Source organism: Pseudomonas sp. MB-090624 (genome assembly GCF_003205245.1).
Lineage (GTDB): Bacteria > Pseudomonadota > Gammaproteobacteria > Pseudomonadales > Pseudomonadaceae > Aquipseudomonas > Aquipseudomonas juntendi.
Map to the genome: position 1 here is coordinate 66,008 of NZ_QJRK01000007.1, position 17,627 is coordinate 83,634.

General features: G+C 62.1%; 17 protein-coding genes. 9 read left to right on the forward strand and 8 right to left on the reverse strand.

All coding sequences use genetic code 11. The features are described 5' to 3' along the window. Window positions 1–56: 56 nt before the first annotated feature. On the reverse strand, window positions 57–644 hold the full coding sequence (locus DMX12_RS05495; protein WP_110676643.1) for a TIGR00730 family Rossman fold protein: 588 nt from the start codon (window positions 642–644) through the stop codon (window positions 57–59). A gap of 349 nt (window positions 645–993) precedes the next feature. Here DMX12_RS05495 and azu point away from each other — a divergent pair, with 349 nt between their 5' ends. Then, on the forward strand, window positions 994–1,443 hold the full coding sequence (azu, locus tag DMX12_RS05500) for an azurin (RefSeq protein WP_110676645.1): 450 nt from the start codon (window positions 994–996) through the stop codon (window positions 1,441–1,443). A 64-nt stretch (window positions 1,444–1,507) separates the two neighbouring features. Here the strand turns inward: azu and nadE are convergent, their stop codons facing one another. After that, window positions 1,508–2,335 (reverse strand): ammonia-dependent NAD(+) synthetase, encoded by an 828-nt coding sequence (gene nadE, locus DMX12_RS05505; protein WP_029885724.1) that lies wholly within the window; start codon window positions 2,333–2,335, stop codon window positions 1,508–1,510. Window positions 2,336–2,338: 3 nt separating this feature from the next. Continuing rightward, window positions 2,339–3,544: a nicotinate phosphoribosyltransferase gene (gene pncB / locus DMX12_RS05510; RefSeq protein WP_110676647.1), complete on the reverse strand. Its 1,206-nt coding sequence runs from the start codon at window positions 3,542–3,544 to the stop codon at window positions 2,339–2,341. Window positions 3,545–4,011: 467 nt separating this feature from the next. Here pncB and DMX12_RS05520 point away from each other — a divergent pair, with 467 nt between their 5' ends. The 6 genes from DMX12_RS05520 (at window position 4,012) to DMX12_RS05545 (ending at window position 10,526) form a co-directional block, all read left to right on the forward strand. Then, window positions 4,012–5,148 carry a branched-chain amino acid ABC transporter substrate-binding protein gene (locus tag DMX12_RS05520; protein ID WP_009683307.1) on the forward strand — a complete coding sequence of 379 codons (1,137 nt, stop codon included), beginning with the start codon at window positions 4,012–4,014 and terminating at the stop codon, window positions 5,146–5,148. Between the two features lie 158 nt (window positions 5,149–5,306). After that, a complete protein-coding gene (locus DMX12_RS05525) occupies window positions 5,307–6,221 on the forward strand; it encodes a branched-chain amino acid ABC transporter permease (protein ID WP_009683306.1) in 915 nt (304 codons plus the stop codon). A gap of 2 nt (window positions 6,222–6,223) precedes the next feature. Next, the gene (gene livM, locus DMX12_RS05530) at window positions 6,224–7,525 is read left to right on the forward strand and encodes a high-affinity branched-chain amino acid ABC transporter permease LivM (RefSeq protein WP_110676651.1); all 1,302 of its coding nucleotides are present in this window, start codon (window positions 6,224–6,226) and stop codon (window positions 7,523–7,525) included. After that, window positions 7,522–8,397, forward strand: coding sequence for an ATP-binding cassette domain-containing protein (locus tag DMX12_RS05535; RefSeq protein ID WP_029885721.1), 876 nt, complete (start codon window positions 7,522–7,524; stop codon window positions 8,395–8,397). The genes livM and DMX12_RS05535 overlap by 4 nt, the downstream gene beginning before the upstream one ends. Beyond that, window positions 8,394–9,110: an ABC transporter ATP-binding protein gene (locus DMX12_RS05540; protein ID WP_054912815.1), complete on the forward strand. Its 717-nt coding sequence runs from the start codon at window positions 8,394–8,396 to the stop codon at window positions 9,108–9,110. Before DMX12_RS05535 ends, DMX12_RS05540 begins: the two co-directional genes overlap by 4 nt. Before the next feature lie 648 nt (window positions 9,111–9,758). Beyond that, complete coding sequence (locus tag DMX12_RS05545; RefSeq protein ID WP_029885720.1) at window positions 9,759–10,526, forward strand: SDR family oxidoreductase; 768 nt, start codon at window positions 9,759–9,761, stop codon at window positions 10,524–10,526. A 35-nt stretch (window positions 10,527–10,561) separates the two neighbouring features. Here the strand turns inward: DMX12_RS05545 and DMX12_RS05550 are convergent, their stop codons facing one another. The 3 genes from DMX12_RS05550 to DMX12_RS05560 all read right to left on the reverse strand — a co-directional run bounded on the left by DMX12_RS05550 (window position 10,562) and on the right by DMX12_RS05560 (window position 12,929). Further along, window positions 10,562–11,659: an AGE family epimerase/isomerase gene (locus tag DMX12_RS05550; protein WP_110676653.1), complete on the reverse strand. Its 1,098-nt coding sequence runs from the start codon at window positions 11,657–11,659 to the stop codon at window positions 10,562–10,564. A 108-nt stretch (window positions 11,660–11,767) separates the two neighbouring features. After that, window positions 11,768–12,400: a TetR family transcriptional regulator gene (locus DMX12_RS05555; RefSeq protein ID WP_009683298.1), complete on the reverse strand. Its 633-nt coding sequence runs from the start codon at window positions 12,398–12,400 to the stop codon at window positions 11,768–11,770. A 121-nt stretch (window positions 12,401–12,521) separates the two neighbouring features. Further along, the gene (locus tag DMX12_RS05560) at window positions 12,522–12,929 is read right to left on the reverse strand and encodes a hypothetical protein (RefSeq protein ID WP_054904947.1); all 408 of its coding nucleotides are present in this window, start codon (window positions 12,927–12,929) and stop codon (window positions 12,522–12,524) included. Window positions 12,930–13,266: 337 nt separating this feature from the next. On the opposite strand from DMX12_RS05560, the gene DMX12_RS05565 reads away from it, so the two are divergent. Continuing rightward, window positions 13,267–15,333: an AsmA family protein gene (locus DMX12_RS05565; protein ID WP_110676655.1), complete on the forward strand. Its 2,067-nt coding sequence runs from the start codon at window positions 13,267–13,269 to the stop codon at window positions 15,331–15,333. 352 nt (window positions 15,334–15,685) lie between these two features. On the opposite strand, the gene DMX12_RS05570 is transcribed toward DMX12_RS05565, so the two are convergent. After that, window positions 15,686–16,216 (reverse strand): bacterioferritin, encoded by a 531-nt coding sequence (locus DMX12_RS05570; protein ID WP_009683295.1) that lies wholly within the window; start codon window positions 16,214–16,216, stop codon window positions 15,686–15,688. A 47-nt stretch (window positions 16,217–16,263) separates the two neighbouring features. Further along, the gene (gene osmE, locus DMX12_RS05575; protein WP_009683294.1) at window positions 16,264–16,605 is read right to left on the reverse strand and encodes an osmotically-inducible lipoprotein OsmE; all 342 of its coding nucleotides are present in this window, start codon (window positions 16,603–16,605) and stop codon (window positions 16,264–16,266) included. A 123-nt stretch (window positions 16,606–16,728) separates the two neighbouring features. Between osmE and DMX12_RS05580 the strand changes: the two genes are divergently transcribed. Next, window positions 16,729–17,619 (forward strand): triacylglycerol lipase, encoded by an 891-nt coding sequence (locus tag DMX12_RS05580; protein WP_110676657.1) that lies wholly within the window; start codon window positions 16,729–16,731, stop codon window positions 17,617–17,619. Window positions 17,620–17,627: the final 8 nt, after the last annotated feature.

Here is a 17,627-nt window from a genome sequence, read left to right on the forward strand (position 1 = left end):
CCCTGTGGGAGCTGGCTTGCCGGCGATTGGGCTGCAAAGCAGCCCCTGAATCTGGTTTAGTCAGGCTTCTTGTCGACCCACTTCGGCGCCACCGGCGCGACAAAGCGGTCCATCGCGCCCAGCAGCTCATCCGGCTGCTGCCCCAGCAGCAACATATCCCGGTGCTGCGGGCGCACGAAACCTTCCTCGACGATATGGTCGAGGAACCCGCCAAGCTTGTCATAGAAGCCGTTCACATCCAGCAGCCCCAGCGGCTTGGCGTGGTAGCCCAGTTGCCCCCAGGTCCAGACCTCGAACAGCTCTTCCAGCGTACCCAGGCCACCCGGCAAGGCGATGAACGCGTCGCTCAACTCGGCCATGCGAGCCTTGCGGGCATGCATGCCGTCCACCACTTCCAGCCGCGTCAGGCCTTTATGGCCGACCTCGGCCTCCAGCAGGCTCTGCGGGATGATCCCTACCACGTCGCCACCCGCTGCCATCGCGGCGTCGGCTACCACACCCATCAAGCCAACAGCCCCACCGCCATACACCAGCGTCCAGCCTCGGCGGGCAATCGCCTGGCCCAGCGCGACCGCCGCCTCACGGTAGGCGGGGTTGCTGCCGATGCTGGCACCACAAAACACACAAACGGAACGTACGGGCATTACTCACCTCCAGTCACTCAGGGTGACAGGGTACGGTGGCTGACCGTCGCTTCCAAGGCCGGGTTCATTCCGGGCGCGAGAATTCGCAGATCGCGCCGGTAGCACCGTGGGCGTAGGCGGCGAGCAGGCTGTTCAGAAACTGGGAGATGGGCATTTGGTATTGCTCCTAAATGAGAGGTTGTCCCATCGTCCAATAAAAGGGCATGATGTGCTCTTAGATTGGTTGTATACAATCCATTGAACAATTCAACTGACTGGCCACTTGACACCCCCTTGACCCATATCAGCAGGGTGCTGAACGGTTTCAGGCAGTCTCGCAATTGATAAAACCCTGCCAAGGAGATTCATGATGTTTGCGAAAGCTGTAGCGGTATCCCTGCTGACCCTCGCCAGCGCCTCTGTCTTCGCCGCCGAGTGCTCGGTAACTGTCGACTCCACTGACCAGATGTCCTTCAACACCAAGGAAATCACCGTCGACAAAAGCTGCAAGGAATTCACGGTCAAACTGACCCACTCCGGCAACCTGCCGAAGAACGTCATGGGCCATAACCTGGTGATCAGCAAGACTGCCGACATGCAGGGCATTGCGACCGAAGGCATGAGCCAGGGCCTGGAAAAGGACTACATCAAGGCTGACAACGTCGCGATCATTGCCCATACCAAAATGATCGGCGCGCCGGAAAAAGAAACCGAAGTGAAGTTCGACCCTTCCAAGCTGGAAGCCGGTGGTGACTACAGCTTCTTCTGCACCTTCCCGGGCCACATCTCGATGATGAAAGGCAAGGTTGTCGTCAAGTAATCAGCTGACGCCGAGCCCTGTAGGGGCGGGTAAACCCGCTCCTACAGGCATTGTTACAGCCTGATCAAGGGGCGAACGGCAATTCGCGCTTGTGCTGGGTCTTGCGGTAGGTGGCCACGATGATGTCGAACGCTGCCTGGTCGACCGGCTGCCCATGCAGGAACGCGTCGATCTGCTGGTAGGTCACCCCATGCGAGGCTTCGTCCGGTTTGCCCGGTGCCAGGTCTTCCAGGTCTGCAGTCGGCACCTTCTCCACCAGTGACTCCGGCGCGCCAAAACTGCGTGCAATGGCCCGCACCTGGTTTTTTACCAGGCCGCTCAGCGGCGCCAGGTCGCAGGCACCATCACCAAACTTGGTAAAGAAGCCCATCACCGCTTCGGCGGCGTGGTCGGTACCGATCACCAGCCCTGCGCGCGCGCCGGCGATGGTGTATTGGGCCACCATGCGCGTGCGTGCCTTGACGTTGCCGACCACGAAGTCCACCAGCGCCGGCGAGCCGCTTTTCAATTCCACCACTTCAGCCGCCAAGGCGCGCACTGCCGGGGCGATGTCCACGGTGTGCACTTCATCGGCCTTGATCACGTCCAGGCAGGCCTGGGCGTCATGTTCATCATGCTGCACCTGGTACGGCAGGCGAACGGCGATGAAGGTATAGGCCTGGTCACCGGTTTCGGCGCGCAGTTCGTTGATGGCGCGCTGGGCGAGCAGGGCGGCGGTCAGCGAGTCGACCCCGCCGCTGATGCCCAGTACCAGGGTCTTGAGCCGGGCGTTGGCCAGGCAGTCCTTGATGAACGCCACGCGCCGGGCAACTTCGGCCTCGAGCGCGGCCGCGTCGGCGAACGGCGGCTGGACCTTCAGCGCCTGGGCAATTTCTTGCTGAACCGCTTGCATGGGTTACTCCTTGCTGGGGACTTTGAATACGTGACGCATGTAGGCAACGAAATTGGCGTCGCGGCACTGGGTCTTGGCCGCTTCGTCGGAAATCTTGGCCACCGGTGCGCCGTTGCAGTCGGTCATTTTAAGCACGATGCTCATGGGGACCACACCCGGTATGTCGCAGGTCAGGTTGGTACCGATGCCAAAGCTGACGTTGATGCGCCCGCGCAGGGCCCGGAAGATTTCCAGCGAGCGGGTAAGGTTGAGGCTGTCGGAAAACACCAGGGTCTTGGTCATCGGGTCGATACCCAGTTTCTGGTAATGGGCGATCGCTTTCTCGGCCCAGGCTACCGGCTCGCCGGAGTCGTGGCGCAAGCCATCGAACAGCTTGGCGAAGTACAGGTCGAAATCGCCGAGGAAGGCATCCATGGTGATGCAGTCGGTCAGGGCGATACCGAGCAGGCCACGGTACTCGCGGACCCAGCAGTCCAGCGCGGCGATCTGGCTGTCGATCAGCCGCGGGCCCAACTGCTGGTGCGCCATGATCCACTCGTGGGCCATGGTGCCCAGCGGCTTGATATCCAGTTTCCATGCCAGGTCGACGTTGCTGGTGCCGACGAAACGGCCAGGGAAGTCGTCGCGCAGTACCCGGACCACTTCCTCCTGCACGCGGCTGGAAAAGCGCCGGCGGGTGCCAAAGTCGGCTACCTGCAGTTCGGCCAGTTCGTCGTTGCTGGCGTGGGCGCGCAGCCAGTCGAACTTGCGGTACAGCTGGTCGCGTGCCTCGGCCAGGCGCATATGCGGGTGCAGGTGGCGGTTGCGCACTTCGCTGATGATCGCCAGCAAAGGCACTTCGAACAGGATCACATGCAGCCAAGGGCCTTTGAGGCGCAGGAACAGCTGATCGTGCTCGATGCCGAGGTGCACATAGCGCAGGTTGAAGCGAAACAGCCGCAAAAACCGCAGGAAGTCGGGCTTGAGGAAACTGATGCGCTCCAGAAAACCCAGCTGGCCATCATCGAGCGTGAGGTCGTTGAGCACCTCCAGCTGGTGGCGGATTTCGCCTAGATACGGCCGCAAGTCCTCGCCGTTGCGGCAGCGGAATTCCCATTCGACGTCGGCGTCCGGGTAGTTGTGCAGCACACCCTGCATCATGGTGAGTTTGTAGAAATCTGTGTCGAGCAGGTTGTGCACGATGCGCTCGGCGAATGCGCTCTCGCTCATCAAAGGGGCTCCGGAGGCGGCGAATGGGGGACATTGTGCCAGCCTTTTCGGCCTTGTTGTGTCTGCGCTGGCCTGTTCGCGGGTGAACCCGCTCCTGCAGGGCCGCGTATCTGCCAAATCCGCGTGTTTTTCGGTGCACCCACCAGCCTTGAAACGGTGCTGCCTGTAGCAGTCACGCACCACGGGTGTGCAGTTCGGTGACGTATGCTGTTACAGGCCGGTTGCACGTAAACACCCGGCAGGGTTGCAATGATGGCGCGCGGCGGTTGCGCCTTGTCTGTACGGGTGGTGGCGCCCGGCGCGTGGCAGACGGTTGCACGCTCAATAAAGAAAAGGCCGTCGGTCGCCTCTACGTGCCGATGGTGGTGTGATTTTCCGTAAGACAAAACTGATGGCACGGCCCTTGCTCTGAGCATTGGGCTGAGAAGTTGTAGTGCCAACCAAAAAAACTCTAGGAGCACCACCTCATGTCGCAGACGTTTTACAAGAAAGGTTTCCTGGCGCTTGCCGTAGCCACGGCACTGGGTGTTTCTTCGTATGTCCAGGCCGACGTCAAGATCGGCGTAGCGGGGCCGATGACCGGGGCCAACGCAGCGTTCGGCGAGCAGTACATGAAAGGTGCGCAAGCTGCGGCCGACAAGATCAACGCCGCGGGTGGCGTGAATGGCGAGAAAATCGTGCTGGTCAAAGGCGATGACGCCTGCGAACCGAAACAGGCCGTTGCCGTAGCCAACCGCCTGGTCGACCAGGACAAGGTGATCGGGGTGGTCGGCCACTTCTGTTCGTCCAATACCATCCCGGCCTCCGAGGTGTATGACGAGGCCGGCGTGATCGCCATCACGCCCGGTTCGACCAACCCACAGGTCACCGAGCGCGGCCTGAGTGCCATGTTCCGCATGTGTGGCCGTGACGACCAGCAGGGCGTGGTCGCCGGCGACTACATTGTCGACGTGCTCAAGGGCAAGAAAGTCGCGGTGCTGCACGACAAGGACACCTACGGCCAAGGCCTGGCTGATGCCACCAAGGCACAGCTGGAAAAACGTGGCGTCAAGCCCGTGTTGTACGAAGGCCTGACCCGGGGCGAGAAAGACTTCAGCGCCGTGGTTACCAAGATCCGTGCTGCCGGTGCCGATGTGGTCTACTTCGGCGGCCTGCACCCGGAAGCCGGCCCGCTGGTGCGTCAACTGCGCGAACAGGGCCTGAAGGACGTCAAGTTCATGTCGGATGATGGCATCGTCACCGACGAGCTGGTGTCTACCGCCGGCGGCGCGCAGTACGTCGATGGCGTGTACATGACCTTCGGCGCCGACCCGCGCCTGCTGCCAGACAGCAAGGCCGTGGTCGAGGAGTTCCGCAAGGCGGGCACTGAACCGGAAGGCTACACCCTGTACGCCTACGCCTCGCTGCAGGCGCTCGCCGCCGCCTTCAACGGCGCCAAGTCGAACAAGGGCGAAGACGCTGCCAAGTGGCTCAAGGCCAACCCGGTGCAGACCGTCATGGGCGAAAAGAAGTGGGACAGCAAGGGCGACCTGACCGTGTCCGACTACGTGGTCTACCAGTGGGACAAGGACGGCAAGTACCACCAGCTGGACAAACAAAAATAATAACGGCCACCCGCCCGGGTTGCGCATGCGCCCGGGCCTGAGCCCCTGCGGTACCTGTCCTTATTCGGAGACCTGCACGGTCGTGCACTGCTGGGGCCGCATTGTCCGTGGCCTTGCGTGGTCGGCATGCGTGCAGTCTCGCTCAGTGAGATTGCGTTATGGATGGTATTTTCCTGCAGCAACTGGTCAACGGCCTGACCCTCGGGTCGGTCTATGGCCTGATCGCCATCGGCTACACAATGGTCTATGGCATTATCGGCATGATCAACTTCGCGCACGGCGAGGTGTATATGATTTCCGCCTACCTGGCGGCGATCAGCCTGGCATTGCTGGCCTATTTTGGCGTCGAGTCGTTTCCCCTGCTGATGCTGGGCACGCTGTTGTTCACCATCGTCGTCACGGGTGTGTACGGCTTCACCATCGAGCGCATCGCCTACAAGCCGCTGCGTAACTCTACCCGCCTGGCACCGCTGATCAGCGCCATCGGCATTTCGCTGATCCTGCAGAACTACGCACAGATCAGCCAGGGCGCTCGCCAGCAAGGCGTGCCAACCCTGCTCGAAGGCGCCATGCGCATCGATGTCGGCACCGGCTTCGTGCAACTGACCTACACCAAGATCTTCATCCTGGTGGCGGCATTCCTGGGCATGGGCCTGCTGACCTACGTGATCAAGTACACCAAGCTCGGCCGCATGTGCCGCGCTACCCAGCAAGACCGCAAGATGGCCTCGATCCTGGGCATCAACACCGACCGGGTCATTTCCTACGTATTCGTCATTGGCGCAGTGATGGCCGCCCTGGCAGGCGTGCTGATCACCATGAACTACGGCACCTTCGACTTCTATGCCGGCTTCATCATCGGTATCAAGGCATTCACCGCTGCAGTGCTCGGTGGCATTGGCTCCCTGCCTGGCGCCATGCTCGGCGGAATCATCCTGGGGATCTCCGAATCGCTGTTCTCCGGCCTGATCAACTCCGACTACAAGGACGTGTTCAGCTTCTCGCTGCTGGTGATGATCCTTATCTTCCGCCCACAAGGCCTGCTGGGTCGCCCGCTCGTGGCTAAGGTGTGAACATGTCGATTGCCAAAATTGCTTCTGCCTCTGAAACCAAAGGTTTCGATATCAAACGCAGCCTGCTCGAAACCCTCGTCGCTGGCCTGCTGGCGCTGATCGTGTTTGGCCCGATCGTCGGCGTGGTGCTCGACGGTTATACCTTCAACGCTGAACCGCGCCGCGTGGCCTGGCTGGTAGGTGGCGTGATGCTCGGGCGTTTCCTGCTTAGCCTGTATGTGCAGACCGCTGCCGGCCGGCGCATGCTCGAAGGCTTCGACAGCGGTGGCTCGGGCGTGCATGTGCGGGCGCCGAACTATGTGTCGCGGCTGCGCTACATCATCCCGGCGCTGATCGTGATTGCCATCGTCTTCCCGATCTTCGCCAACAAGTACCTGCTGACCGTGGTCATCCTCGGCCTGATCTATGTGCTGCTGGGCCTGGGCCTGAACATCGTGGTCGGCCTGGCCGGCCTGCTCGACCTGGGGTACGTGGCCTTCTACGCCATTGGCGCCTACGGCCTTGCACTGGGTTACCAGTACCTTGGCCTGGGCTTCTGGAGTGTGCTGCCACTGGCAGCCATTGCGGCGGCACTTGCCGGGTGCATCCTGGGCTTCCCGGTGTTGCGCATGCACGGTGACTACCTGGCGATCGTGACCCTGGGCTTTGGCGAGATCATTCGCCTGGTGCTGAACAACTGGCTGTCGTTCACCGGCGGCCCCAACGGCATGCCGGCGCCGGCGCCGACCTTCCTTGGCCTGGAGTTCGGCCGCCGGGCCAAGGACGGTGGGGTGCCCATCCATGAGTTCTTCGGCTTTGCCTACAACCCCAACCTCAAGTTCGTGTTCATTTATGCGGTGCTGTTCATGGTCGTGCTGGCCGTGCTGTACATCAAGCACCGCTTGACCCGCATGCCCGTCGGCCGGGCCTGGGAAGCGCTGCGCGAAGACGAGATCGCCTGCCGTTCGATGGGCCTGAACCACGTGCTGGTCAAGCTCTCGGCCTTCACCCTGGGCGCTTCCACCGCGGGGTTGGCCGGCGTGTTCTTCGCCACGTACCAAGGCTTCGTCAACCCCTCGTCGTTCACCTTCTTCGAGTCGGCGCTGATTCTCGCCATCGTCGTGCTGGGTGGCATGGGCTCCACGGTGGGCGTCGTCATTGCAGCATTCGTGCTGACCGTGGCGCCCGAGTTGCTGCGCAGCTTCTCCGAGTACCGGGTGCTGCTGTTCGGGGTACTGATGGTGTTGATGATGATCTGGCGACCGCGGGGGCTGATCCGCATCAGCCGTACCGGTGTGACCCCGCGTAAAGGAGTGGCGCCATGAGCGACGAAATCATTCTGTCGGTCGACAACCTGATGATGCAGTTTGGCGGCATCAAGGCGCTCAGCGACGTGAGCCTGAAGGTCAGGCGCAACCAGATCTTCGCCCTGATCGGCCCCAACGGCGCCGGCAAGACCACGGTATTCAACTGCCTGACCGGTTTCTACAAGGCCAGTGGCGGGCGCATCGAACTGAACGTGCGCGGTAGCCACACCAATGTGATCCAGCTGCTGGGCGAGCGTTTCCAGGCGGCCGACTTCGTCTCGCCGGCACGCTTTGCCAGCCGCCTGTACTACAAGATGTTCGGCGGCACCCACCTGGTCAACCGCGCGGGCCTGGCGCGCACCTTCCAGAATATCCGGCTGTTCAAGGAAATGTCGGTGGTGGAGAACCTGCTGGTGGCCCAGCACATGTGGGTCAACCGCAACCTGCTGGCGGGGGTATTCAATACCAAGGCCTACCGCAAGGCCGAAAGCGATGCGCTGGACCACGCCTTCTACTGGCTGGAGGTGGTCGACCTGGTCGACTGCGCCAACCGCCTGGCCGGTGAGCTGTCGTATGGGCAGCAGCGCCGCCTGGAAATCGCCCGCGCCATGTGCACGCGACCGAAGATCATCTGCCTGGACGAACCGGCGGCGGGCTTGAACCCGCAGGAAACCGAGGCACTTAGCCAGATGATTCGCGTGCTGCGTGACGAGCACGACATCACCGTGGTGCTGATCGAACACGACATGGGCATGGTCATGAGCATTTCCGACCATATCGTGGTATTGGACCACGGCAACGTGATTGCCGAGGGTGCGCCACAGGACATCCGCAACAACCCGACGGTGATCGCTGCCTACCTGGGTGCAGACGAAGAGGAACTGGTATGAGTGCACCCATTCTCGAGCTGAAGGACCTGGACGTGTTCTATGGGCCGATCCAGGCGCTGAAAAAGGTATCGATGCACATCAATGAAGGTGAGACGGTCAGCCTTATCGGCGCCAACGGGGCCGGCAAGTCGACCCTGCTGATGTCGATCTTCGGGCAGCCGCGGGCGGCTTCCGGGCAGATCGTCTACCGTGGCACCGACATTACCCGCAAGTCATCGCACTACATTGCTTCCAACGGCATCGCCCAGTCGCCGGAAGGGCGCCGGGTATTCCCCGACATGAGCGTCGAGGAAAACCTGATGATGGGGACCATCCCCATTGGCGACAAGCATGCCGCCGAAGACATGCAGCGCATGTACGAACTCTTCCCGCGCCTCAAAGAGCGGCGTAACCAGCGGGCCATGACCATGTCCGGTGGCGAGCAGCAGATGCTGGCGATTGCTCGGGCGCTGATGAGCCGGCCAAAATTGCTGTTGCTGGACGAGCCCTCGCTGGGGTTGGCACCCATCGTGGTCAAGCAGATCTTCTCTACCCTGCGGGAACTGGCGAAGACCGGCATGACCATTTTCCTGGTGGAGCAGAACGCCAACCACGCCCTGAAACTGTCGGACCGTGCCTACGTGATGGTCAACGGGCAAATTCGCATGACCGGGACTGGGCAAGAGTTGTTGGTCAACGAAGAAGTGCGCAGCGCTTACCTGGGTGGGCATTAGTTCCCCCTAGGGGCCGCGATCCATGCCCGGTCGCGGTCCCCTGTAGGAGCGGCCTTGTGTCGCGATGGGCTGCAACGCAGCCCCCTTCCCATGTGGACAACTCAACCTAACCGGGCCCTCAACCCGTTCACCCATAGCTACCCAACCCCGCTTCCCACAAGCCAAATCTTTTCCACGGATAATGTGGAACCGCCTGTGGAAAACATGGTGGTATCCCCCTCCAACCCAACACTATCAAGCCCTACAGCGTCATGATCATTTTTTGATCAGTGCACCTCTGTGGATTGTTTTCCCAGGCAAATCACGTCATTCCAACCACTCCCAGCACTGCGCAAATTCTGTGGATAACTCTGTGTAAAAGCCTTGGACATCCCGCTACAGGCGGCATGCTTGAAAGCCTTGCGCCACTACCGAAAAGAACGCTGCCGACCACGACGGGCTGAAAGGGTTCCGCCGGACAGCGAAGTTGCCCCCAATCCGTGGGGAAAGCCCTGTGGATAACATGCGCATAGCTGGCGCGGAGGCTTCTGCCACAAGGGTTTGCCGCACATGAACAAAAAATGACCAGCTGCCTTTTCGGCTTGCCGCCAGCGTTGGCCACGGGCATGCTGCAAAACTGCCATGACCACCCACTGCGAGGAACAGAGCATGTCATCCACCGTATTCATCACTGGCGCCACGTCGGGTTTCGGCGAGGCCACAGCCCGCCGTTTCGCCGAAGCTGGCTGGAAGCTGGTGCTAACCGGTCGTCGCAAGGAGCGCCTGGACGCCTTGTGCGCCGAGCTTTCTGCCAAGACCGAAGTGCATGGCCTGGTACTCGATGTGCGTGACCGCAAAGCCATGGAGCAGGCCATTGCCAGCCTGCCAGCCGGCTTCGACAAGCTGCAGGGCCTGGTCAACAACGCCGGCCTGGCGCTGGGCGTGGATGCGGCGCAGAACTGCAGCCTGGACGACTGGGAAACCATGGTCGACACCAATATCAAGGGCCTGATGTACACCACCCGCCTGCTGCTGCCACGGTTGATTGCCCATGGCCGTGGGGCGTCGATCCTCAACGTCGGTTCGGTGGCCGGCAACTATCCGTACCCGGGCAGCAACGTGTATGGCGGCACCAAGGCCTTTGTCGGGCAGTTCTCGCTGAGCCTGCGCTGCGACCTGCGTGGCACAGGTGTGCGCGTGAGCAACATCGAGCCGGGCCTGTGCGAAAGTGAATTTTCGCTGGTACGGTTCGGTGGTGACCAAGCCAAGTATGACGCCACCTACGCCGGCGCCGAGCCTATCCAGCCGCAGGACATTGCCGAGACCATCTTCTGGATCCTCAACCAGCCCGCGCACATCAACATCAACAGCCTTGAGCTGATGCCGGTGAGCCAGGACTGGGCCGGGTTCTCGATCGACCGGTCGGTCAAGGGCTGAGCCAGGGCCGCTCGGCGGCCACAGCCGCGAAGGCTTCAGCTCAAGCGCTGCAAGCCTTCCAGGCAAGTTGCCAGGTGGTAGGGCGTAGTCGAAGGCATGTCATGCCGGCTGACGGCACCCTCGCCATCCCGGCATTCGTACCAGCCAGCCTCGCGCAGGAACCGCGCTTCCAGCACCTGCAACTGTTCAGGCAACCTGGCTTCACCGCCAGCGCGCAGCACCAGCGCACGCAGGTACTCCGCCTGTGCCCAGATGCGCTGGGTGGCGTCCAGCACCTGGCCGTCCACGCCCAGCATGGCGAGCACTGCGCCACCCTGCACCCCTTGCTGTTCGGCGTAGCTGAACGCCCGGTCGATCGAGGCATGCAGCGGCGTATCTCGCAGCAGCGGGGAGGTGTGCAACAGGTAGAACCATTCGAACTGGTGGCCAGGCTCGTACCAGTTATCCACAGCCCCGCGCGGTTTCTCCAGCATCAGCCCATGGGCCGGTTCGACGAAATGCGCCTGAAGTGCTGCACACAGTTGCAGCAGTGACTGCCGGGTATGTTCGTCGTCGCGAACAGCCAGTACCTGCAGGAAGGCCTCGGCCAGGTGCATCTGTGGATTCTGCAGGGGCCCGCTGCCCAGGTCTGCCCAATCCTCGCCCAGGCTTGCTTCGTACAGGCCATCGTCCCTGGCGAACTGCTGGTCGATGATGTCGAGGCCGGCATTGAGTGTGGATTCCACCAGGCTTTCGCCGACCTTGCCCCAGTAGTGCGCGCAGGCAAAGACGATGAAGGCGTGGGTATACAGGTCCTTGCGCCGGTCAAGCGGGTTGCCCTGGGCATCGATGCTGTAGAACCAGCCCCCGTGCTCCGCGTCGTGAAAGTGCTTCTGCAACGAGCGGAACAGCGCGGCTGCACGCTCGGCGGCGCCCGGTTGTTCGATGCGGCTGCTGAACAGGTACAGCTGGCGGGCGCAGGCCATGGCCCGGTAGCGCTGTACCGGTAACGGCCGGAGCTGGGCGTCCAGGGCTTCGTAGGGCAGTGCCATGTCGGCATTCCAGCCAGGGCCTTGCCACATTGGCACGATGCGCTCGGCGAAGTGCTGGTTGAAACGGGCCAGTGCGGGCAGGGTAGGGCGGGGGTCGGACATGTCGGCGCTCGTGGCTGTCGGGCAGGGCGCCATGGTAGCAGAAGTGGGGTTTTCGGTAGCCGGCGGTGCGCTTGCCCGGCTGGCCGGGCGGGGTTGAGCGAAAGGCGATCAGCCCGGGTTGCCTAACCCTTGCCAATGCCGCGCCCCGACGAAGATGAAGCGCAACTGCTGAGTGATCTTTTCCTGTGGCGACAGGGCCTGTGGATAACCCGCTTCTGGGCTGTCGATCAGCTCGGGCAGGGTGGCGAACACCGTTTTCACCACCAGGTCGGCCATCACCGTCAGCGCCGCACTGTCCAGGTGCTGCCAGCGTTTCATTCGCGCAAGGTCGGTGGCCAGGTCGTCGCTTATGTTCTGACGCAGGCGGGCAATGGCCTGGCGCACCGGCTGTGACCCACCATACTGTTCCCGCGCCAGGAACAGAAACAGTGCGCGGTGGGCGGCGACTACATCGAGAAAGATGCGCACCGAGGCGTCGGTGATGCCGCCCAGCTCGAATTCGTTGTGGCGGACCAGGCGAATGGTCTGGCGGAAGGTGGTATCGATCTCGGCCACCAGGGCCAGGCCCAGGGCGTCCATATCCGGGAAGTGCCGGTAGAAGCCGGTTGGCACGATGCCGGCTGTTTTGGCCACTTCGCGCAGGCTGATGCTGCCAAAGCCCCGGCCACTTTCCATGAGCTGGCAGGCGGCATCGAGCAGGGCCTGGCGAGTCTGTAGCTTCTGTTCGGCGCGCGGCAGCATGGTGCGGGCTTCTGTGACGGTGAGGCTGGGCACTCTAGTTAAAAAAACGAAGCCCGGTCAATGACCGGGCTGGGAGGGGAGCAAGCGGTGTGACACAGGTTGTTCTTTTCAGCCATGGCAATCAGCTCACGTGGCTGATTGCAACCAGGCGATCCGAACCACCTTCGGCCACGCGGCCAGATTGTTCGATCAGGCGGTCCGAACCACCTTCGGCCACGCGGCCGGACTGTTCGATGAGGCGGTCCGAGCCACCTTCGGCCACGCGGCCGGACTGTTCGATGAGGCGGTCCGAGCCACCTTCGGCCACGCGGCCGGACTGTTCGATGAGGCGGTCCGAGCCACCTTCGGCCACGCGGCCGGATTGTTCGATCAGGCGGTCCGAGCCACCTTCGGCGACTGTTTTCAGCGGTTGGGCAATTTCGACAGCGCTCGAGCGCGATTCCGCAGTGAGGTGTTGTTCAGCGGCTGGCAGGGCAAAGGCGTTGGCGGCCAGGATGGACAGGGTCAGGGTCAGCAGTTGGCGTTTCATGATTCGGTGCTCCTTTCGGGGGCTGGAAAGTGGGTACGAAGCCAATGCTACGCCGGGTAACGCCAGAGAGAAGTTCATACGGATAATGGTAACAATCGACCATATTGATAGAGCTCGGCGACCGCTCTGTTAAGCGCCTTGCAGGCTCGTTAATGGCAAAATGCCGAGGCTGTTGTGGGGTAACATGAGCGCGGCCGCGCCACGATTTGCTGAGCGAATGGCCAGGAAAAACTTCGCTAAGATGACGCTACCGATAAAACCCCACGGGTTTTCATCAGTCCCAGATACTAAGTGCCACCGCCGCGCCTGTTTCGAGCCCCGCAAGGAGAATCACGCAATGACGCGTCCCGCCAGAATCCTCGTCTGGACCCTCGCCACCCTGCTCACGCTGCTGGCAATACTGGTAGTGGTGATCGCCACCTTCGACTGGAACCGCGTCAAGCCGTTGCTCAACGAGAAGGTGTCCGAGGCCTTGCATCGGCCGTTCGCAATCAACGGCAACCTCGCCGTGCATTGGCGTACCGAGCCAGAAGAAGGCGGTTGGCGTGCCTGGGTGCCATGGCCGCACTTCACCGCCGAAGACCTGACCCTGGGCAACCCTGAGTGGTTGCAGGAGCCGAAGATGGTGGGCCTGGAGCGCGTAGAGTTCCGCCTGGCGCCACTTGCGCTATTGGTGCAGAAGATCAGCATTCCGCGCATCAACCTGACCAAGCCCACGGCCAGCCTGACCCGGTTGGCAGATGGCCGGGCCAACTGGACATTCGACTTCGGGCCGAAGGACGAAAACGAGGCACCTTCCAAATGGCAGTTGGACATTGGTGCCATCGGCTTTGACCAAGGCAATGTCAGCTTCGACGACCAGACCTTGAAAACCCGCATGAAGGTGCAGGTTGACCCATTGGGCAAGCCAATCCCCTTCAGCGAAATCGTTGGCAAGGCCAGCGCTGAAAAAGCCGGCGGAGCGCAGGATTACGCCTTTGCTTTCAAGGCCCAGGGCCGCTACAAGGGGCAGCCGGTGTCTGGCACCGGCAAGATCGGTGGCCTTCTGGCGCTGCAGGACGCCACCCAGCCGTTCCCGTTGCAAGCCGACGTGCGCATTGCCGATACGCACGTGGTACTTGCCGGCACCCTGACCGACCCACGCAACCTGGGTGCCCTTGACCTGCGCCTGCGCCTGTCGGGCGCCAGCCTGGGCAACCTCTACCCCTTGACGGGGGTGACCTTGCCCGACACCCCGGCCTATTCAACGGACGGCCGGCTCAGCGCCAACCTGCATGCAGCCGAAGGTGCGCGTTTCAAGTACGAGGGTTTCAACGGCAAGATCGGCGACAGCGACATCCACGGCGACCTGGCCTTCGTCGCCAGCCAGCCACGGCCCAAGCTGACGGGCAAGCTGGTGTCCAACCAGCTGCTGTTCAAGGACCTGGCGCCGCTGATCGGCGCTGACTCCAATGCCGAGCAGAAGGCCCGTGGCGGGGCCAGCAAGCAACCGGCCGGCAAGGTGCTGCCGGTGGAAGAGTTCCGCACCGATCGCTGGCGCGCCATGGACGCCGACGTCACCTTTGCCGGCAAGCGCATCGTGCACAGTGCGCAACTGCCGTTCAACGACTTGGCGGCGCACGTGATTCTCGATGACGGGCTGCTACGCCTGGAGCCGCTGCGGTTTGGCGTGGCCGGTGGCAACCTGGCCTCCAACATTCGCCTGGATGGGCGCAGCGTGCCGCTGCAAGGGCGGGCACAGTTGACCGCCCGTGGCTTCAAGCTCAAGCAATTGTTCCCCGGTTTCGCGCCCATGCAGACCAGTTTTGGTGAGCTCAATGGCGATGCCGATATCAGTGGCCGTGGCAATTCCGTCGCTGCCCTGCTAGGCACGGCCAATGGCGACCTGCGCATGTTGGTCAACGATGGCGCCATCAGCCGCAGCCTGATGGAAATTGCGGGTTTGAACGTGGGCAACTATGTGGTCGGCAAGCTGTTTGGCGATGAGGACGTGCAGATCAACTGCGCGGCGGCCGATGTAGGCATCAAGGACGGCTTGGCCTCGACCCGGCTGTTCATCTTCGACACCGAGAACGCGATCATCTATATCAATGGCACGGCGAATTTTGCCAGTGAGCAGTTGGACCTGAAGATCACCCCTGAATCGAAAGGGCTACGGCTGTTCTCGCTGCGTTCGCCGCTGTATGTACGCGGGCCATTTGCCAAACCCAATGCGGGTGTACAGGCGGTGCCACTGGCGTTGCGCGGTGCGGGCATGGTGGCGTTGGGGGTTGTGGCAGGGCCTGCAGCCGGTTTGCTGGCGCTGATTGCACCCAGCAGTGGCGATGATCCGAACCAGTGCACACCGTTGTTGCAGCAGATGAAGGCAGGCAAGGCACCCGCTGCGGTGAAAGGGCGTAAATAGCAGCTAGCTGTGTTGCCGGCCATTGCCACTCGCGGGCGCTGTTTGAGGTGCGGGTTTACCCGCGAATGCGGTGGCGGAGGCGACGGTGAATGGCCAGGAGAGAGCCGCCGGTAGGCCCGGCCTCTTCGCGGGTGAACCCGCCCTTACAAGGGGCGCTAAGCGCCTAATGCCAGTCAGTCAAGTAATTTGGGGCCGCTTTGCGACCCTTCGCGGGCACGCCCGCTCCCACAGGTAATCGCGCATGTCTTGATTTCAGCGCCAAACGTGTGGGAGCGGGCGTGCCCGCGAAGGGCTGCAAAGCAGCCCCAGTAATGCTTAACGGACTGGCATTACGCTAAGCGCCCCCTGGTCCTTACAAGCCTTGCAGCAAGTCGGACATGTCGTCTGCGTGCTCTTCTTCCTGCGCCAGGATGTCTTCGAAGATGCGGCGGGTGGTAGGGTCTTTGTCGCCGATGTACTGGATGATTTCGCGGTAGCTATCGATTGCGATGCGCTCAGCGACCAGGTCTTCCAGCACCATCTCCTTCAGGGAATTACCGGCCACATACTGAGCGTGCGAGTTCTTGGTCAGGTTGTCGGGGTTGAAATCCGGCTCGCCGCCCAACTGCACAATGCGCTCAGCCAGCTTGTCGGCGTGCTCGGCTTCCTGGTTGGCATGCTCCAGGAATTCGCTTGCGGCTACGCTTGCCTTGATACCACTGGCCATGAAGTAGTGGCGCTTGTAGCGCAGCACACACACCAGCTCGGTCGCCAGGGACTCGTTCAGCAGGCGCAGGATCTGTTCGCGGTCGGCATGGTAACCCTCGGTCACGGCGCCTTGCTCAACATGCTGGCGGGCACGTTCGCGCAGGGTTTTTACATCGGTCAGTTCTGTAGCACTCATGTTCATCTCCAAAAGCATCAGGGTGGTCGTGGCATGCAGGGTGAGACTTACGCGCCGTGAACGGCCTCGCTGTCTTCTTCGCGTTGTTTACAGGTTTTGAAACCCTTGGCATCAACATGGCCGGTGGCGTCGAAACGCACGTAATACGGTTGTTGCTTGCCATCGTGGTTAAGAATGTAGTCGTTGCAGGTGCCCCCGTGCGGCAGGTCGATCACGTTCGATGGGCTACCGCCAATGGCGATGACCTTCTGCATGGTCATGCCGTGCTCCACCTGCTTGACCAGCGGTTCGTCACGGTAGGTGACATAGTCGACCGGGTTTTCCGGGCGGCTGCCGCAGGCGGCCAGGGTGGCGCTTGCCAGAAGGATTGCCAGGGTCTGCTTGTACATGGTCCCGCTCCTTGCAAAGGGTCTGTGTGGTTTTGAACAACAGCGCGCGCCAGGAGTTCGATTGCGATGCCCACGAAAGCCGCTGTAGGGTTGGCCAAACCTCCACGCAAAGGGTCAGGGGCAATGCAGCAGGATTTGGCCACGCAATACCCCTTGGTACTGGTGCCAGGGATGCTCGGGTTCGTCCGGGCCGGGTTCTATCCCTACTGGTTCGGCATTGTCCCGGCGTTGCGCAAAGAGGGCGCGCAGGTGTTCCCGGTACAGGTTTCGCCGCTGCACAGCAGTGAGGTGCGCGGCGAGCAACTGCTGACCATCATCGAAGACATCTGCAGGCGCACGGGCGCCGCCAGGGTCAACCTCATCGGCCACAGCCAAGGCGCCCTGAGTGCGCGTTATGCAGCCGCCAGGCGGCCAGCCAGGGTGGCATCGGTCACCTCGGTGGCCGGGCCCAACCATGGCTCGGAGCTGGCCGACCACCTGCAACGCACAGCGCCGGGGGATTCGCCCCAGGGGCGTATGCTGAGGGCGGTGCTGCATGCCCTTGCCGTGGTGCTGGGGTGGCTGGAAACCGGTTGGCGGCGCGACCCGTTGCCGGTGGATGTGCATGCCTCGCATCAGTCGCTGACCAGCGCCGGGGTGGCACTGTTCAACCAGGCTTACCCACAGGGCTTGCCGGCCACCTGGGGCGGGGAAGGTGCCCATGAAGTCAACGGAGTGCGCTATTACTCATGGTCCGGCACCTTGCAGCCCGGGCTGACCGACCGGGGGCGCAACCGCTTCGATGGCAGCAACCGTTTCTGCCGCCTGTTCGCCCGCAGCTTCGTCAGGGAAAAGGGCCAGTGCGACGGTATGGTGGGGCGCTTCAGCTCGCACCTGGGGCAGGTGATCGGTGACGATTACCCGCTCGACCACCTCGATATCGTCAACCAGCAGTTCGGCGCCGTAGGGCGGGGTGCCGAGCCGGTGCGGCTGTTCACCGAACACGCCGCGCGGCTCAAGGCGGCAGGCCTTTAACGGCGGAT

Bases quoted from the DNA above. Each gene is read 5' to 3' on its own strand.
- livM (WP_110676651.1), top strand. From the start codon at position 6,224: ATGTCGATTGCCAAAATTGCTTCTGCCTCTGAAACCAAAGGTTTCGAT.
- osmE (WP_009683294.1), bottom strand. From the start codon at position 16,605: ATGTACAAGCAGACCCTGGCAATCCTTCTGGCAAGCGCCACCCTGGCC.
- DMX12_RS05535 (WP_029885721.1), top strand. From the start codon at position 7,522: ATGAGCGACGAAATCATTCTGTCGGTCGACAACCTGATGATGCAGTTT.
- DMX12_RS05565 (WP_110676655.1), top strand. From the start codon at position 13,267: ATGACGCGTCCCGCCAGAATCCTCGTCTGGACCCTCGCCACCCTGCTC.
- DMX12_RS05570 (WP_009683295.1), bottom strand. From the start codon at position 16,216: ATGAGTGCTACAGAACTGACCGATGTAAAAACCCTGCGCGAACGTGCC.
- DMX12_RS05520 (WP_009683307.1), top strand. From the start codon at position 4,012: ATGTCGCAGACGTTTTACAAGAAAGGTTTCCTGGCGCTTGCCGTAGCC.
- azu (WP_110676645.1), top strand. From the start codon at position 994: ATGTTTGCGAAAGCTGTAGCGGTATCCCTGCTGACCCTCGCCAGCGCC.
- DMX12_RS05525 (WP_009683306.1), top strand. From the start codon at position 5,307: ATGGATGGTATTTTCCTGCAGCAACTGGTCAACGGCCTGACCCTCGGG.
- nadE (WP_029885724.1), bottom strand. From the start codon at position 2,335: ATGCAAGCGGTTCAGCAAGAAATTGCCCAGGCGCTGAAGGTCCAGCCG.
- DMX12_RS05495 (WP_110676643.1), bottom strand. From the start codon at position 644: ATGCCCGTACGTTCCGTTTGTGTGTTTTGTGGTGCCAGCATCGGCAGC.
- DMX12_RS05550 (WP_110676653.1), bottom strand. From the start codon at position 11,659: ATGTCCGACCCCCGCCCTACCCTGCCCGCACTGGCCCGTTTCAACCAG.
- DMX12_RS05540 (WP_054912815.1), top strand. From the start codon at position 8,394: ATGAGTGCACCCATTCTCGAGCTGAAGGACCTGGACGTGTTCTATGGG.
- pncB (WP_110676647.1), bottom strand. From the start codon at position 3,544: ATGAGCGAGAGCGCATTCGCCGAGCGCATCGTGCACAACCTGCTCGAC.
- DMX12_RS05560 (WP_054904947.1), bottom strand. From the start codon at position 12,929: ATGAAACGCCAACTGCTGACCCTGACCCTGTCCATCCTGGCCGCCAAC.
- DMX12_RS05580 (WP_110676657.1), top strand. From the start codon at position 16,729: ATGCAGCAGGATTTGGCCACGCAATACCCCTTGGTACTGGTGCCAGGG.
- DMX12_RS05555 (WP_009683298.1), bottom strand. From the start codon at position 12,400: ATGCTGCCGCGCGCCGAACAGAAGCTACAGACTCGCCAGGCCCTGCTC.
- DMX12_RS05545 (WP_029885720.1), top strand. From the start codon at position 9,759: ATGTCATCCACCGTATTCATCACTGGCGCCACGTCGGGTTTCGGCGAG.